This window comes from Siphonobacter curvatus (assembly GCF_002943425.1).
Lineage (GTDB): Bacteria > Bacteroidota > Bacteroidia > Cytophagales > Spirosomataceae > Siphonobacter > Siphonobacter curvatus.
This window is the reverse complement of the sequence record NZ_PTRA01000001.1, coordinates 816,638-833,274: the sequence shown is the minus strand read 5'-3', so window position 1 is coordinate 833,274 and position 16,637 is coordinate 816,638. Positions and strand designations below refer to the sequence as shown.

10 protein-coding genes are annotated in these 16,637 nt (G+C 47.6%); 4 read left to right on the top strand and 6 right to left on the bottom strand.

Annotation, left to right across the window (positions count from 1 at the left end):
* Positions 1-23: 23 nt before the first annotated feature.
* The 5 genes from C5O19_RS03360 to C5O19_RS03340 form a co-directional block, all read right to left on the bottom strand.
* Complete coding sequence (locus C5O19_RS03360; protein WP_104709905.1) at positions 24-1,427, bottom strand: BamA/TamA family outer membrane protein; 1,404 nt, start codon at positions 1,425-1,427, stop codon at positions 24-26.
* A gap of 398 nt (positions 1,428-1,825) precedes the next feature.
* Positions 1,826-2,341, bottom strand: coding sequence for a DUF4136 domain-containing protein (locus C5O19_RS03355; protein WP_104709904.1), 516 nt, complete (start codon positions 2,339-2,341; stop codon positions 1,826-1,828).
* A gap of 153 nt (positions 2,342-2,494) precedes the next feature.
* Positions 2,495-3,982: an NAD(P)H-hydrate dehydratase gene (locus tag C5O19_RS03350; RefSeq protein WP_104709903.1), complete on the bottom strand. Its 1,488-nt coding sequence runs from the start codon at positions 3,980-3,982 to the stop codon at positions 2,495-2,497.
* A 156-nt stretch (positions 3,983-4,138) separates the two neighbouring features.
* Positions 4,139-6,622 (bottom strand): PspC domain-containing protein, encoded by a 2,484-nt coding sequence (locus C5O19_RS03345; protein ID WP_104709902.1) that lies wholly within the window; start codon positions 6,620-6,622, stop codon positions 4,139-4,141.
* 58 nt (positions 6,623-6,680) lie between these two features.
* Positions 6,681-7,022 carry a PadR family transcriptional regulator gene (locus C5O19_RS03340; protein WP_094811767.1) on the bottom strand — a complete coding sequence of 114 codons (342 nt, stop codon included), beginning with the start codon at positions 7,020-7,022 and terminating at the stop codon, positions 6,681-6,683.
* A 253-nt stretch (positions 7,023-7,275) separates the two neighbouring features.
* On the opposite strand from C5O19_RS03340, the gene C5O19_RS03335 reads away from it, so the two are divergent.
* From C5O19_RS03335 to porU2, 3 genes are read left to right on the top strand one after another with little or no spacing between them, the layout of a single operon-like run.
* Positions 7,276-8,274, top strand: coding sequence for an acyltransferase family protein (locus C5O19_RS03335; RefSeq protein WP_104709901.1), 999 nt, complete (start codon positions 7,276-7,278; stop codon positions 8,272-8,274).
* Entirely contained in the window at positions 8,271-9,431 is a 1,161-nt protein-coding gene (locus tag C5O19_RS03330) for a hypothetical protein (RefSeq protein ID WP_104709900.1), read from the top strand. Before C5O19_RS03335 ends, C5O19_RS03330 begins: the two co-directional genes overlap by 4 nt.
* A gap of 9 nt (positions 9,432-9,440) precedes the next feature.
* Positions 9,441-13,865: a putative type IX secretion system sortase PorU2 gene (gene porU2 / locus C5O19_RS03325; protein WP_104709899.1), complete on the top strand. Its 4,425-nt coding sequence runs from the start codon at positions 9,441-9,443 to the stop codon at positions 13,863-13,865.
* A 69-nt stretch (positions 13,866-13,934) separates the two neighbouring features.
* On the opposite strand, the gene C5O19_RS03320 is transcribed toward porU2, so the two are convergent.
* The gene (locus C5O19_RS03320; RefSeq protein WP_104709898.1) at positions 13,935-14,771 is read right to left on the bottom strand and encodes a universal stress protein; all 837 of its coding nucleotides are present in this window, start codon (positions 14,769-14,771) and stop codon (positions 13,935-13,937) included.
* A gap of 170 nt (positions 14,772-14,941) precedes the next feature.
* Between C5O19_RS03320 and C5O19_RS03315 the strand changes: the two genes are divergently transcribed.
* Positions 14,942-16,621, top strand: coding sequence for a glutamine--tRNA ligase/YqeY domain fusion protein (locus C5O19_RS03315; RefSeq protein ID WP_104709897.1), 1,680 nt, complete (start codon positions 14,942-14,944; stop codon positions 16,619-16,621).
* Positions 16,622-16,637: the final 16 nt, after the last annotated feature.

The window sequence follows — 16,637 nt, the reverse complement described above, 5'->3', positions numbered from 1 at the left end:
GCTTCAGACCCGGCTTTTTTCGTTTAAAACTCTCTTGCCACATTAAATCGAAAGCCCCCTACCCCATCCCGGGTAAAGGCATAATGGAAGCGAAAAACGGCGTTGTACCACGTTACGATATCCAATCCCGCTCCGTAGCCTAGCATAAAGTGGTTGGCGAAACGGCTATTGTAGTAACCGCGATACTGATTCCAAGCCTGTCCTCCATCGAGGAAGATATTGGGATAAACTTCAATCGGCAGCATATTGAACTGACGAATTTTTCGCAGGGGTTTCAGGAATATCTTTCGCTCCAGCAACTGATACCGCAGCGTATTTTTTAAATACAAATAATGCTGTCCATCCACCGTAAACAGTTCGTAACCGCGAACCAGATCGTTTAAATAACCCAATCCCCTCGTTTGTAAGTACGGCTGCAATTGCGGATAGGAAGTCTTGCCTTCAGCAACCGCCCCAAAGTACCATTTGCCACCCAGAGGCCGATACCGGGCAAAGCTAAGCGTGAGGTCGGTCAGGTTAATTTGATCCTTAGGCAGTATCCCATAGCGATTGGCAACTGCTCGAAAAACGAAGCCCCGCAAAGGGTACTGAGCCTTATCCCGAAAATCGTACGTATAGCCATAGGAGACTAGGAAGTAGCGTTGTCGGGTTCTTTGCTGCAGAAAATAATTAGGATTTAGATCTACTACGGTATCCGCAACAGTATGCGTCGCGTAGCGAATCTCTAGATTCTGAAAGTCGTAATAGTGATTCCGACGGCTAAAAATAACATTGGTATAGAAACGCTCCCGCAGTAAATCTTCGCTGTGCAGATAAATCAGTTTGTCCCGATCAGTGCGATAGGCCAGATTTTTGGTGGTGTTGTAGGAAATACCAAAAGTGACGCCCAGCTTCTGCTTGCGGTCAATGTATGGAATACGGTACGAGAAATCAAAATAGCGGGCAAATCCGAACTCAAGATTAATTTTCAGCTGCTCAGCCCGGCCTCGAAAGTTGTAATGCCGCAGGTTCACTCCGTAGATGGTACGGCTTAAATCACGGTTACGCTCGGTCCACCACTCATTAAAATTCCGGTCGGCCAGCTGAAAAATGGGAAATCCCAGAATGTACCATTGCTCTCGCAAGTCAAACTCAATGGTTGCCGTCCGCACTGAATCGACCCGCGGTTCCAGATTCACTTTTGCTTCCGCCGTTACGAACAAGTTGGTATTAAAGACTTTCCGACGGTTTTTTTCCAATCGCTCCGGCAGCATTTCCAATGAGAGCGTATCCCCCTCTCTGAAATCCAACTCTCTACGAATGATGAAGTCTTTCGTACGCCGATTGCCCACTAGCCGAATTTCCCGCACGACTACGTAATTGGAATCAGGCAAGACGAGGCTAAGTCCCTGAAAATGAAGCAAAGTACTAAATAAGGTGGCCAGCATAGGGGTTGGACTATACCTCAAAAGTATCCATTAAAGCTAGCATGAGCACCTTGAGAAATTTTCTGATTTTATTTTTAAAAAAAATTACGTAAAAAAATTCAACTATTTCTTTAGATGTTTCAATATTATTCGTATCATTGCATAAGAATTGTTACGGACAATGCCGCAGCGGTTCACCAAAATTGATACCAATCGTCAATGAATGACATTCAGCGACGTAAACGATATGGTTTTCAAATGGGAAGAAAGACCAATAACGGATTCGCCGATCTCTCTGAGATCGGCGAATTTTTGTTTTAAGGCTAGGACTGTATTTCGTTTTTTATACGCATAAAAAGAGCCCCGACGTGGACTAATCCTCCATCGGGGCTCTTTCACTTAAAATAGCTAACGATTGCTTACTGCTTCACTATCATTTTCACCGGAGCGTAGCCGTAGGCCAAAGCTGGATACTGATCCATGATACGTCGGGTAGCCGTGCGTAATTCGCGTTCGGATAACGTGCTTTCTTTTTCAAAAAGGCCTGAAGCATATCCCATCCATACGGAGCGGTTGAGCGTTTCATCCACCAGATGAATCAGCAGCGTACCTTTCTTCAGTTTTTGATTCGCGTAAGCAGGATTGCTTTGTTTCAGTTTTAACTGGTCCGTATACACGGAAAACAGTACGGATAAATCCCCTCCTTCTTCCATGGCTTTATAACCACGGGCATTCATCTGCTTTTCAATTTCCTGTAGAATAATTCTCTGTTCATATTCCCCAAGATTCTTTAAATCAGAACTTTTTAGGATAGAATAGGTGCGATTATAGGCTAATGAAACTTGTTCGTCCAAAGTAGTATCGACTCGTACTTTACTAGTAGTACAGGCGGAGATCAGCAGCGTGCAAGCAACCAAATAGATAAATGTTTTCATCGCGAGTCAGCGTTAAATATGACGTAGACCCGAACTTAACCATTAATTCATTAAAATTTAACAATTTGGTAACATTAAAATTTAAGTAGTCTGCAACCGTGTTTCAAAGAAATTATAAATGGCAGCAAACAGCTAATGATCAGACCCTTACACTTACCATCGTAAGCCATCCACTACATCTCCGGCGGTAAGAGCGACCATTCCCCGACGAGCAGCAGCTCGATCACCCGCCTCCCCGTGCCGATAGACCCCCAGAATAGCCGCTTCTTTCGGTTCTAGTTTTTGAGCTAGTAAGGCGGTCAGTACTCCCGTCAGGACATCGCCCGTACCGCCCGTTGCCATTCCGGCATTACCCGTGGAATTAAAATGAAATTCGCCATCGGGCGAGGCTACGACCGTATGCTTTCCTTTCAGTACCACCACTATCCGGTAGCGAGTACTGAATTCCTGGAGCAGTCGCAATTTTTCGTAATCATCTTTCCAGGGTTTGCCTAATAGGCGTTCAAATTCTTTTGGGTGGGGCGTCAGGATTGTCTTCGCTGGTAGCTGTTCTAACAAATCCCGCTCCTGCGATAAAATATTGAGAGCATCCGCGTCGATTACACAGGGAATGTCCTGAGCCTGGGCAATGAATTGGCGAAGTAATTGCTGACTTGCTTTCGCCTGACCCATACCGGGGCCAATGCCCACGGCTGAATACTTGCTTAAATCGTTGGGTTGCGTTAATTCCGTTTCGTGCTCGTCCGTCAGACACATTGCTTCCGGCACGGAAGTCTGGATAATCGTGTAACCACAACGGGGTACTTGCACCGTCAGTAATCCCACGCCACCCCGCAAACAGGACCGTGAAGCCAGTACGGCGGCACCGATTTTGCCGTAGCTACCAGCCATCAACAAAGCGTGTCCGAACGTTCCTTTATTGGAGAATGACTCACGATCCGGTAGTACAGGAATGGCCCGAGTATCGGTATAAAAATACGGACTGGGCGTTAGATCGACGTAGGCCTGACTTAGCCCTATGTCTACTAGATGCCATTTCCCAACGTATGGAGCATTCTTAGGTTGAAGAAAGGCTAATTTGGGTATTTGGAAACTTACCGTATGCGTGGGTTGTACAATGACATCATCCGGGTCATTCGCCTGATCGGCAAAGAGACCCGAAGCAACATCCACGGAAATTACCTCTGCCTTACTTGCATTTATTTGCTTAATCGTCTGAGCCAGCAAACCCGAAGCGGACCGGGTAAGGCCGGAACCTAACAGAGCATCAATAATTACACCCGTCTCATTCAAAGGCAGGGTCTGCGGATCCTCTAACCACTGTACCTTAGCGAGGGTTTCGTAACGTTGCAGGTTGATCACGAAGTCGTCTGAACTGCGTTCGGAATGGCGAATCACGTACACGTGAGGCCGATACCCCGCCTGATACAGGAGCCGGGCAATCGCCAGTCCATCCCCGCCATTATTACCCATACCGCAGAGGATAAAAATTTCACGGTGCGTCTCGGCCAGTCCCGTACGCAGCAGCCACTCGGTAAATGCTCCCGCAGCCCGTTCCATTAAATCTACCGAAGTGATGGGTTCGTTTGTGATCGTATACGCGTCCCATTGGCGTATTTGTTCTACGGTGAAAAGTTTCATGCTTACGTGTTGAGTTAATCGGCCCGCCGTTACGGATCAGAATTTCAAACTCCTCTTCTAGGTCTGCATCGCTGATAATTGAAGCAATTAACGAAAAAACCCTGCCTCGGCCAGCGGACCGAAGCAGGGTAATACGCAGTATACTTATTTGAAATCTTACTCTTCGCGGTCTATTGAACTGCCTCCTGAGTGATTTTCTTCCACTTTCGCGTTGCCTTTGTACTGAATTCGGCTGGCTCCGGAAGCCGTGGCATTTAGTATGGTATTAGCCATCACATGAGCTTTGGAAGCTCCGGAAGCATCTACTTCCACTTCATTGGCTTTGAGTGAGAAAGCTTCCAGTTGTGAGGCTCCGGAAACATCCGCCTTGAGTATCTGAGCTGAACCCAGTAAGGTAAGTCCGGCTGCTCCGTGTACCGTTACTTCCATTTTCTCGGCGTTAAGTCCTGAGAACGTAGCTTTAGAAGCTCCGGTCAGTTCAATAATACCGACGTTATCAAAACCCTTCACGATGGCTGACACGGCTCCGGTGAATTCTACGTTTTCCAGTTCCGGCATTTCAATCCGAATGCTTTGACGTCGATTACGGAAACCGAATCCAAGGCGGTTTTTACGATCAATCACTAGCGTATTTCCCGAAACCCGTACGTTTATGTCATCCAGCTGGCGTTCGTTTTCGGCGTATACCGTCACTTTGTAGCTGCTTCCGCGTTTCACTTCGACGGCGTATCCACCGGAAATATCCAGTTTAGAGAAGCCATCTAGGTTATATTCCTGAGGCGTACCCCGTCCGATTTCACTCTGGTACGAATGATCATTCTCATCCTGGTTGTAGGAATCTTCTTCTTCCTGCGGAACATTACGGTTCAGGCAAATCAGTTCACCATCCCGCGTGTATTGCCAGAGAGAACCTTCAAACTGATTGTTATCGAAAAGCTGCCGAGGGAAAACATTGGTTACGTAACGGGCGAAACTCTCCGTCATACTAAAGGTTTTTTCGTACGGAATGTACAACTTCATCCGGAGTTCCTGAGCCCGGAACGGCGTGCCTTCGGGTAGATCAAAATATTGGTCAAAGGCAATGATCGAATCCCGCTGACTGACTTTGTGCGTGATTTGCGACGCAAAACGTTCGGCCTCTTTCCGGCTCTGACCACGGCTGGAGAACTCTTCGATCAATTTAATTTCCGTGCCTTCGTAGGCTTCCATGGTTAGGCTACCGTTGCGGTGCTCGTCATAATCGTCATCGTTCAAGTCGAAGACGGGCGTTTGAGCCGTGGGTAAAAACGTCGTTTTTTCAACCGTACCGCGTCGGGCGAAATTAGCTACATACTGCGGAATCATTATTGAAGACCCAATCGTACCGATTAAAAAGACACCCAGCAGCGTTTGCCAAACCACGGGCCGGAAGTAATTCTGACGACCGAGTAAGGACAAGCCCGCGATGCCCAACGCAATAGCCGGAGCGATTAATCCCAAGAAGCTGAATACAAACATCCACGGTGAAGCATCACTCAGCAAACCCACGGGAATATCCATACCCATACGGGAGTGGTCGAGGCCGGAAAGACCTAGAGCAACGCCTAACGTTACCACCAGTCCCAGAATAAAGGCCAAACTGATCACAATCAACATCGCACCAGCAGCAATGCGAATGAGTACGAACAGGAAGTTAAAAAACGGTCCTAAGCCCTCGAAAATGGCCGCAATAGCCCGAAAAGGGAATAGTAGAATCTTCGTAGCCGTACTTTCTACGGGTTGATTTTCTACGTTCAGTGTCTTCTTGATATTGGTTTCAATATTGGTAAGCGTAATGGGCTCCCCCTGCATTTTCATGCGATCTGTGAGGGTCTTGGCCTGTGGCGTAATGATCCAAAGAACGAAGTAGAGAATAAGTCCTGAGCCAAACAGCAGAATACTCAGTACCCAGACAAAGCGAATGATTCCCAGATCCCAACCCGTGTAGGCAGCAACCCCAGCAGCAACCCCACCTAAGGCCTTTTTTTCGGGATCACGGTAGAGTTTCCGTAATTTTTCATCTTCTTCCAGGTTAGCATTACCGGGGAACGATACCCAGCAGGCTATGTAGATAATAAAGACAATACCACTGAGGGGGCCAAAAACATCGCCCAAGCCGGACATGCCACCAAAGACGGGCGTACCAATGAACAGCACCAGAGCCGCCAGCCGCACCCAAAGTGGATCGACGTTGAGGTAGTGTGCAATCCCGGCACAGACGCCGCCCAAGACTTTACGTTTGGTATCACGGTACAGACGTTTCTGAACGGGGGGAACCGTCGTCTGAGTCGGTCCTGCCGTCGTGTACGTGGACTGCGACGAGGCTTTGGGCGTACCGAAATCTTCATCCTCTTCCAAGGCTTCAAAATCGGCTACCGTACCCATGGCCTGAATCAACTCCTCGACATCCTCGGAGGTGATGGCCCGTTTTTCATCTTTTTTGACCTTTTCGTAGAATTTTTCGGCGATACGGGCTTCGATGTCCTCGATGATTTCGGCACTGCCTTCGTACGAAGAAAAATAGCGTTTAATGGACTCCAGATAGCCTTGCAGGCGGTCGTAGCCGTCTTCTTCGATGTAGAAAACAACTCCCGCAATGGTGATGGATATGGTCTTTTTCATTGGTTCAATGACTGAATGTTAGCATGATAGCAGACAGGAACGGGGTACGCCGTAGGTCTTATTCGCCCTTCGATTCTTTCGCCACAATTTCATTTACTGAAAACTGAAGTTCTTCCCAGGTAGTCTGTAGCTGAGACAGGAACTGGCGGCCGCTTTCAGTCAGGATATAATATTTTCGTGGGGGCCCGGAAGAAGACTCTACCCATTTATAATCCAGCAAACCCGAGTTTTTTAGGCGGGTAAGAAGCGGGTAGAGAGTACCTTCTACGACCATAATTTTGGCCGCAGTCAGCTCCTCGAGCATAGTAGAGGCATAAACCTCTCCCCGCGAGATGATGTGCAGAATGCAGTATTCCAGGATTCCCTTCCGCATTTGCACTTGAGCATTTTCCAGGTTCATTTCGCGTGATGTTTAAACAGGTTCGGGAAGATCTCATTTCATTCCTTGATCAAGTGGACTGAGCAGGCTATTCGTCCCGAAGCCTAATCCGGTTTCTGAAACAAAAGTAATAGCAGGTACTTTGTTATGCAAGGTAGTTGGCAAAATAAATTTTCTCCTGCTTATATATTAGGAAGAATGGCTCAAATACGGGATGAAATGCAAGTGAGTAGTAAAAGCGTTCTTTTCAGGAAAACCTTCTACTTTTGCCGTCATGACACCAACCCAGCGACTACAGAATATTGATGCTCTTCGGGGGATAGCCTCGCTGTCGATCTGCGTATTGCACCTGGGTACCGATCAGTTATTTCCCCCGGAATTTGTGCTGGTACGACTCCTGTACCACAATCCATTCAATGTGCTGGTCTTTCGTATCATTAGCGGCTATGTCATTATTCAATCTTTAGCTGATCAACAGTACCAATGGCGTAACCTTGGTTCATTTCTAAAACGACGTTACGTACGCCTAGAACCTGCTTTTATCCTTTCCGTATTTCTAGTCGTTTTTCTTAACTATCTTTCTTCTACTGCTTCCAATTATGCGGGTTCTGCCTTTCAACTCAATTTACCCGTCATAGTCACTAATTTGGTACACATCAACTCTTTGTTTGATTACCCTTTTCTGAATGCCTCGTACTGGACCTTGTTTGTAGAATGGCAGTTTTATCTGTTGATAGGGCTAGCCGCCCCTTCTTTTCTCAGAGCTTCTCCTACCCAGCAAAGCATCGGTCTGGTGCTCCTGTCTAGTTTAGGAATCTTTACGGATAATCACCTTTCCGTATTCCACGACGGTTCCTTATATGCGTTAGGAATTTTAGCGTGGCAATGGCACCGTACGCCAATTACACCCTCGACTTTTCGGTGGACATTTTTTGCCTTGGTCTGCATTTCGGCCTACACGCACCGATCCGATCTCGTCCATTTACTAGGCGTATTGTTCGCGTTCTTCGTTGTTGTTTTTCGGCTGCCGTTTCGCTTCCCTCGGTTTTTGGGTCAGATTTCGTATGCTTTGTTTTTAACTCATTTACCCATCGGTACCCGTTTCACTCATTTAACCAGCCGCTATTATACAAGCATCGAATCTCGCTTGCTTATTTTAATGCTGGGGGTTTTGTTGTGTATCGCCTTTGCCTACCTTTTTCACTATACGGTGGAGAAGTTTTTCCAAAGAAAGTTTAAACATGTTCTTTTCAGAACGTTGTATCTAGCATGAAGCTCGTCTTTTCTCCAGGGTATAAGCTACTGGTTTTGGGGGCTTTGTACACCTTACTGATTTGTGGCATCATTCCCTTCGCCCCCAACCAGGGGTGCTCGCCGGATTCGTACGCTTACCTGGAATCAGCCTTAGCTTTATCAAACGGAGAAGGGTATCAATGGCACGGTAGCTGGAATGCCCTTTGGCCCCTGGGCTATTCGGCCTGCATTGCCTGCGTGCATTTACTACTGCCCGTTTCGCTTCTCTGGGCATCTAAACTAGTCAACCTCCTAGCTCTTTATGTACTCCTGTACGTACTACACCGAACCTACGGTGACCGGGCATACATCCTAGGCTTTGCTCTGGGGTATTTGACGAAAATGGCCGTTTATACCTGGTCAGAAACCTTGTTCATCGTCATTCTGGTGTTGGTTTGTTTGCAACTCTATCGCCATTGGAGGTATGAATCGGCCCATTCCTTTTATTTTCTTGGCTTAAGCTACGCTGCCTTTTTAGTACGTTACATCGGTGGCTTTGTGGGCGTGAGTTTGGCAATCGCAGCCGTATATTTTCAGTATACCCAATCATACCGCCGGGCTCAATGGTCTTTACGTATGTTTGGTACGTTAGCTGTAAGCTACGGCTTGTATTTTGGAATAAACCTTTGGCAGGCCAGTTCACTATGGGGTGGTGCACGCTTTGTGGAAACGGAACCTTTACCCGCTCTTTTAGGAGGAATTGCTCAAGGATGGTTCAACGAATTTGTATTACTGAGGGATGCTCCCGTAGAGGATACGCTACTTTGGATAGCCCTAGGTATACAAGTAGTTCTCTTGACTTACCTTTTTAAAATTTACTCCTGGAAAGACGTATCGCTTAGCCTTTCCAGACCAAGTCTGTACCTCTACGCTGGGGGTCTGTATGGCTTGATCATTACCACTTTACGACTCATCAGCCCGTTCGATTCCTTGAACTATCGGCTACTGGCCCCGGCTACGTTACTGGGGTGCCTAGCCGCCTTAGACTGGCTTTCTTCACCCCTACGAGCGAAGCAATGGGCCAAAGTAAAAAGACCCGTACTCGTATTTTTCATAATGATTCCGCTTACGAATTTACTACCCAAAGAATTGTTTAAATTGCGTACTTTATTCCAACTTATTATCCCTAATCTATAATTCACCTATATGTTAGCCAACCGTTATACTTTATATATTCTTTTCATTGGTTTGCTGCTATTCAGCCGAAGTTACGCCCAGCAGGGTCGATTTGGTAATGAATGGATTAACTACGAACAAACGTATTTCAAAATTCCGGTCTGGGAGAAAGGCGTTTACCGGATTCCTTATGATCAGCTACGACAAGCTGGGTTTCCGGTTGAAAAGAATCCCGCTTCTTACCAACTCTTCAAACAGGGTACGGAGCAGGCCATTACGGTAAATGGGCAAGCGGATGGAACGTTTGACTCCAGCGACTACGTTGAATTTTACGGCGTTCCCAATGACGGCAGCCGGGATGCCTCGCTATACCGGGATCCGAAGCTTCAGACGAACCCGAAAGTAAGTTTATTCAGCGATACTACTTACTATTACTTAACCTACCGACTTGACAATCAACCTGGAAAACGAATGGAAACGGTAGCGGCTCAGGCTCCGGGAGCTTTGCAGGCCGAACCCTTTCATTGGCAGGATGAGCTTCTGTTGTTTAAAGCGGGTTATCCCGTTGGTCCTACGTATCCAATTGGCGTACGTTATCTTTCAGGAATGACGATTAGCTCTTATGAAGTCGGAAAAGGGTATACAGATGCTCGGATCAATAATGGACAAAGTAAGAATTATACTTTTTCGCTTTCCAATCCTTACACGGCAGGCGATAAACCTATACTAGAACTGTCTGTGTATGGAGGCACCGCTGATCCGCATAACCTTGAAATTCGGGGCGGAATCAGTGCGACTCAGAACCGGCTTTTGGGAACAATTGCCTACACCAATTACGATCTCAAGTTATTCAAGACTACCCTCGAGTGGACGGATGTATCGGCTCAGTCACACGTTTTAAATGTTCTTTCTACCAAAGGAACCTTTGAAAATGAATCTAACTACGTCGTTTATACGCAACTTTCTTACCCCCAAGCCCTCACCATGCAGGGCGTAAGTATGGGTAAAACGTTACGGCTACGAGCCAATACGACGGGCACTTCCTTGATCCAGCTTGGCTCCGCTACCGGAAGCGATCAAATTTATGACATTACCCAGCCCGACCAGATCCGCCGCATTAGCGGTACATTGAACAATGGCGTTTTATCGGCGGTCATTCCACAGACTACTTCCGGTCGAAATCTCTGGGTGAATCGGGAAACCAGAACCGTAGCTACGATTCAACGGATCGGTTTCCGTAAGATTGATCCTACGAAAAGCAATTACCTCATTGTTACCAATAAACGCTTGCAGAAACCGGCGGGTGGTTATGCAGACATTGTGAAAGAATACGCTGCTTATCGGGCCTCGGCAGCCGGTGGTAAACACGATACGCTGATAGTAGATATTGATTTATTAGCCAATCAATTTAATTACGGAGAACGCAGTGGTGTGGCCATTCGGCACTTTACGGATTACATGATTCAAAACGGTAAACCCGAGCACCTCTTTTTGATAGGCAAAACCATAGCTCCGCAGTTTTACCGCTTCATTGGTGACTTTTACCAAAATAACCTTGTTCCCGCTGGTGGCTGGCCCGGCTCTGACTGGGTTACGGTGGAAGGCTTAACGGGTGAAAAAGACATTCCGGGTATTCCTGTAGGTCGTTTGAGCGTGACTACGCCCAATGAAGTATTAGCTTATTTAAATAAAGTAAAAGAGTACGAACGTCAGGAGCCTGCTTTATGGCGAAAATCCTTCCTTCACTTGAGTGGGGGTAAAACTACGGGCGAACTCAACTTATTCCGCAATTACGTTGAGAGCTACAAGACGATTGCCGAAAAGAATAATTTAGGTGGCAAAGTATCCATCACTTCCAAAAAAACGGATGATCCGGTTGAGTTTATTAACATCTCAGGCCCGGTCAATCAAGGTTTAGGCATTGTTACTTTTTTTGGTCACGCTGCTGCTCAAATTTCCGACATTGATGTAGGATACGTGACCAATGAGTCGCTGGGATACCGGAATAAAGGGAAGTATCCGATCATGATCATCAATGGTTGTGACGCCGGTAACATTTTCGATAACAACTTGGCTGCAGTACCCCTTAGCTCCGATTGGGTGAATACGGCCGATCGGGGAGCCATCCTGGCTCTTGCGACCAGTTTCAGCGGTTTTCCTACGTATTTGAACGGCTATTCCACGGCACTTTACGACCAGATGTTCAAAAACGAATTAGGTCTGGGCCAATCGTTTGGGGTATCCTTACTTAAGGCGATTCGTACGTATTTAAAAGCCTATCCCGGCGAAATGGCTCTGGGTCACTCCCAACAGTTTGTCCTGCAGGGCGATCCCGCCATCGTTCCTTTTCCTTATACGAAACCCGACTACGCCGTTACTAATTCTGGTTTATTTCTAAAAGGATTTGATGGCAAAGAAGTCGTAGCTAGTGCCGATTCTTTCCGCGTAGGCATGGTGGTGAGTAACCTTGGTCGGAACCTAGTCAAGCCATTTAGCATCAGCCTGAAACGGACACTTTCTAACGGTCGTGAAATCGACCTGGGTTCGCGTCAATACGCCCCGGTCGCCTATCAGGATACGTTGTACTTCACCGTAGCCAACGCAGCCAACAGCGGCGGTACTAACCGCTTTGATGTGACGATCGATGCGACCAACCAAATTGATGAATTAAACAAACAAAACAATAAAGCATTCCTCAGTTTGGCTCTACCCGGTTCGTTGGCCCGGCCTGTCTTACCACACGATTTTGCTATGGTCGGTACCCAGGAAAACGGTGCACCGACGGCTCGTCTGATGGCGGAATATACGCCAACGAATGCCAGCGTAACTGCGGGCAATATCCTCTTCGAACTGGATACGTCGGCGGCCTTCACCAGTACGTTCAAAAAAACAACGACGTTGCCTTCCAGCAATGCCGAAGGCTGGAAAGTAGCTCTGCTTGCTTCTGACAGCACCGTCTATTACTGGCGGGTACGCGATGCCGATCAGGCCGTGAGCGGTACCAACCAGTGGTCCAAGTATTCATTCACGTATATCAAAGGCGTGGAAGACGGCTGGGCTCAAAGTCAATCGACGCAGTTCGAAAACGTACTGACTGATCAGGTGTTGTTGCGAAACGGCCGCTGGGATTTTTCGGGATCGGTCACGTCGGGTGTTCTGACCTCTTCGCTGATTGGTCCTACCACGCGTTGGGGTGCCATTCGCCAGCAGGTTACTAAAAACACGCAGCAAAAGTCTTCCCTGGACGTATACGGCGTAGACGCCCGGGGTACTGAAACCCTATTGATCACCAATCTCACCTCAACGTTGATTGACATCAGTAAGATTGATGCCAAACAGTATCCGTATTTGCGATTGCGGGAAAAAATCAGTGGTCCTACGGCTCCACAATTAAAACGCTGGCTGGTTTCGTATCAAGGCGTTCCGGAGGGAGCCTTATACGTACAGGGACGTACTTCGTACCTGTCTACGCTACCGCTGACGCTGGAAGAAGGTGCTTCGTTTACGCAGGCCCTGAATTTCAATGTACTTAGCACCGCCACTTTTACGGATTCGCTGCTGGTCACCGAAACTCTTACGAATGCCGCGGCCAGTGTTACAACTACGAAACAATACCGGGTAGCCGCGGCCAAGTCGATTCCTCTGTCGCTGACGTACCGGAATTTGCAGGCTGGAGAAAATCGTCTTTCGATTAGTGTCAATCCCCAGGTGTTACCTGAAGTAAGCTATACCAACAATACCGTTACGTTTGCTCTGAACGTGCAGGCCGACCGTACGACACCGACGCTGGAAGTGACGTTTGATGGCCGGACGATCCGCGAAGGGGATTACGTTTCGGCGAATCCGGTGATCGTCGTTCGCGTGAAAGATTCCAATAAATACGCCATTAAACAGGATACGGTAGGGGTAAACTTGTACTGGCAGCAACCCGAAGGTTCGTTGCAACGCCTTTCTTACAAAAACCCGAATATGAAATGGGATACGCTGGCAGGGAATGAATTCCGGGTAACCTACCAACCTAAAAATCTGGCCGAAGGTACGTACTTTTTCCAGGCTCAGGGTAGCGATGTTGCCGGTAACAATGCCGGAGCTTTACCTTACGCCATCCATTTCCAGGTCAAAGCGGAAACGGGACTGCAACAGTTTATGGTTAGTCCAAACCCGCTGGAACTCTATACCCGATTTAACCTGGTACTGACGGGCGACCGTTTACCCGATGCCATGACCATTGAGATTATGACGCTTCAGGGCCAATTGCTGCGTATCCTCAGTAACGAAACCCAGCCTCTGCGGGTAGGAGCTAACGAATATTTCTGGAACGGAACCGACCATCAAGGGAATCGACTTCCGCCCGGTACGTATATCTATCGCCTGAAATTGAGTCAGAACGGTCAATCCTATCCGATCATCGATCCGGCTTTTAAAGCGACGGGTCGTGTGGTTATCGTTCGCTAGTAGATTACAAAAAGCAAGAAGTCCGAAGCAGTACTGCTTCGGACTTCTTGCTTTTTATACATACCACTCTTAACTCAGTCGGCCCAGCGGAAAAATCAGCGTAGGAATTGGACTGTGGAGCAATAGCTTTTTAGACTTACTGGGATTCACGATCTGCGTAAACAGATTTCGGTGATGCGAACTCATCACCAGCAGATCGGCTTCCGTATCGTGCAACAATTCCTGAATCCCCTCTTCTACGGAGTCCGCTTTTCGCTGCAATACGGTAGTATGACGGTCGGGAAACGCCGCTCGAATTTCGTTCATCAGTTCTTCATCGGAATTAACACTAGGCTCGTGATCGGCCTGCACATTAATGATCTGTACCGTTGCTCCCATGTAATCGGCCCAACGGTATAAATCCTTCAGTACGTGCGTTTCCGTAAATTCAAGCTGCGTAGCGTAAGCAATCTTGGTAAACCCACGTTGCGAAAATTCCGCAGGAACCATCAGCAGGGGTACCGTCAGATCATTCACCAACTGTGTAGCGGTACTGCCAAATAAGTCTGATAGCCAGCTATCGGATTCACTCCGACCCAGAATGACCAGATCAATGGCGTGGGATTCTACCATATCCTTTACGACGGGTCCCACGGGGCCGAGTTCGAGATAAATTTCCGGAGATAGGCCACGCCCCCGCATTTCTTCGGTTAGTGTATCCAATTGGGTTTGAGCGGAGAGCCGATAGGTTTCCTCCCATTCCACCGTCACGGGTGGGCCGCTTACGGTTTCGGTCATGGGGTAAACTGGCAGATACGTATGCAGGACGTGTAACGTTGCTCCGCTTTTAGAAGCCAGGAAAATTGCGGATTCAAGAGCAGGCCGTGAATTTTCAGTAAAATCAACCGCGACAAGAATATTTTTCATAGAAGTTGAGGATTAACGAGCCGAAATGAATACTTTTTTGTTAGCAAGACAAAGGTAACAGTTTAAAAAATTGTCATCATTTCACGAAAATCAGGGATAGTGATGACCCTTTTCATATTAAATTACAGGAAGGTTTTTATTTTCGCCTTTCCAAACGAGCCGCACCGAGTATGACGGAAGAGACCAAAGAAGTTAAGTCCCTAAATTTCTTAGAAGAAATTGTTGAAAACGATCTCCGTGAAAATAAAAACGGAGGCCGTGTCCTGACGCGTTTTCCACCCGAACCAAACGGGTATCTACACCTGGGTCACGCCAAAAGCATTTGTCTAAATTTTGGATTAGCCCAGAAATACGGAGGACAAACCAATTTACGCTTTGATGATACCAATCCCATTACGGAAGATACTGAATACGTAGATTCGATCAAGGCGGACGTTCGCTGGCTTGGCTTCGACTGGGCTGCAGAACTATACGCTTCCGACTACTTTGCTCAGCTGTACGAATTTGCAAAAAAATTGATCCAGTTGGGCCTGGCTTATGTGGATGATTCCACAGCAGAGGCCATTGCCAGCCAGAAAGGTACCCCTACCGAACCCGGTCAGGAAAGTCCGTTCCGGCATCGTTCAATCGAGGAAAATCTGGATTTATTTGAGCGAATGAAAGCCGGTGAATTTCCGGATGGCAGTCGGGTACTGCGGGCCAAAATCGACATGGCTTCGCCCAACATGCACTTCCGCGATCCGGTGATTTACCGTATTAAACACGCCCACCACCACCGGACGGGCAACGAATGGTGCATCTATCCAATGTACGATTTTGCTCACGGGCAATCGGATTCGATTGAGAACATTACTCATTCCATCTGTACGCTGGAATTCATTCCGCACCGTCCGTTGTACGACTGGTTTATTGAGAAATTAGATATTTTCCCCTCTCACCAGTACGAGTTTGCGCGTTTGAACCTGACCTATACGGTGATGAGCAAGCGGAAACTCAAGCAATTAGTGGAAGAAGGACATGTAGCAGGCTGGGACGATCCGCGAATGCCCACACTTTCGGGTGCTCGTCGTCGGGGATATACGCCCGAAGCCATTCGCGATTTCTGCGAACGCATCGGCGTAGCCAAACGTGATAACCTGATCGATGTCGGCTTACTGGAATTCTGCGTACGCGAACAGTTGAACAAAACAGCCACGCGGGTGATGGTTGTACTTGATCCCGATCCGATCAAAGTAGTCATCACGAATTATCCCGAGGGACAAACCGAGGAGCTTTCGATTGAAAACAATCCTGAGAATCCCGAAGAAGGCAATCGGGCGGTCACGTTCTCCCGCGAAATTCTGGTTGAACGCGAAGATTTCATGGAAAACCCGCCGAAGAAATTCTTCCGGCTAGCTCCCGGCAATCGCGTACGGCTCAAAGGTGCGTACATCATCGAATGCAACGAGGTAGTGAAAGACGCCGAAGGCAAAGTAACCGAACTGCATTGTACTTACGTTCCGGAAAGTAAATCTGGTTCGGATACGTCTGGATTGAAAGTACAAGGCACGATTCACTGGGTTAACGCGGCGGATGCCGTACCTGTAGAAGTACGCTTGTACGACCGTCTGTTCCAGGTGGAAGATTTAGCGGAAGCAGAAGGCGATTTCAAAGATCACCTGAATCCCAACTCGCTACAAGTGGTACAAGCTTTTGCCGAACCTAGTCTGCGGGATGCCAGCGGTAAAGCGTATCAGTTTTTGCGGAAGGGTTATTTCAATCTGGATACCGATTCGACAGAAGATCGTCTGATTTTTAATCGTACCGTAGGTTTGAAAGATTCCTGGGCTAAAGACCAGAAGAAGAAATAATACCCTGTTCCGATAC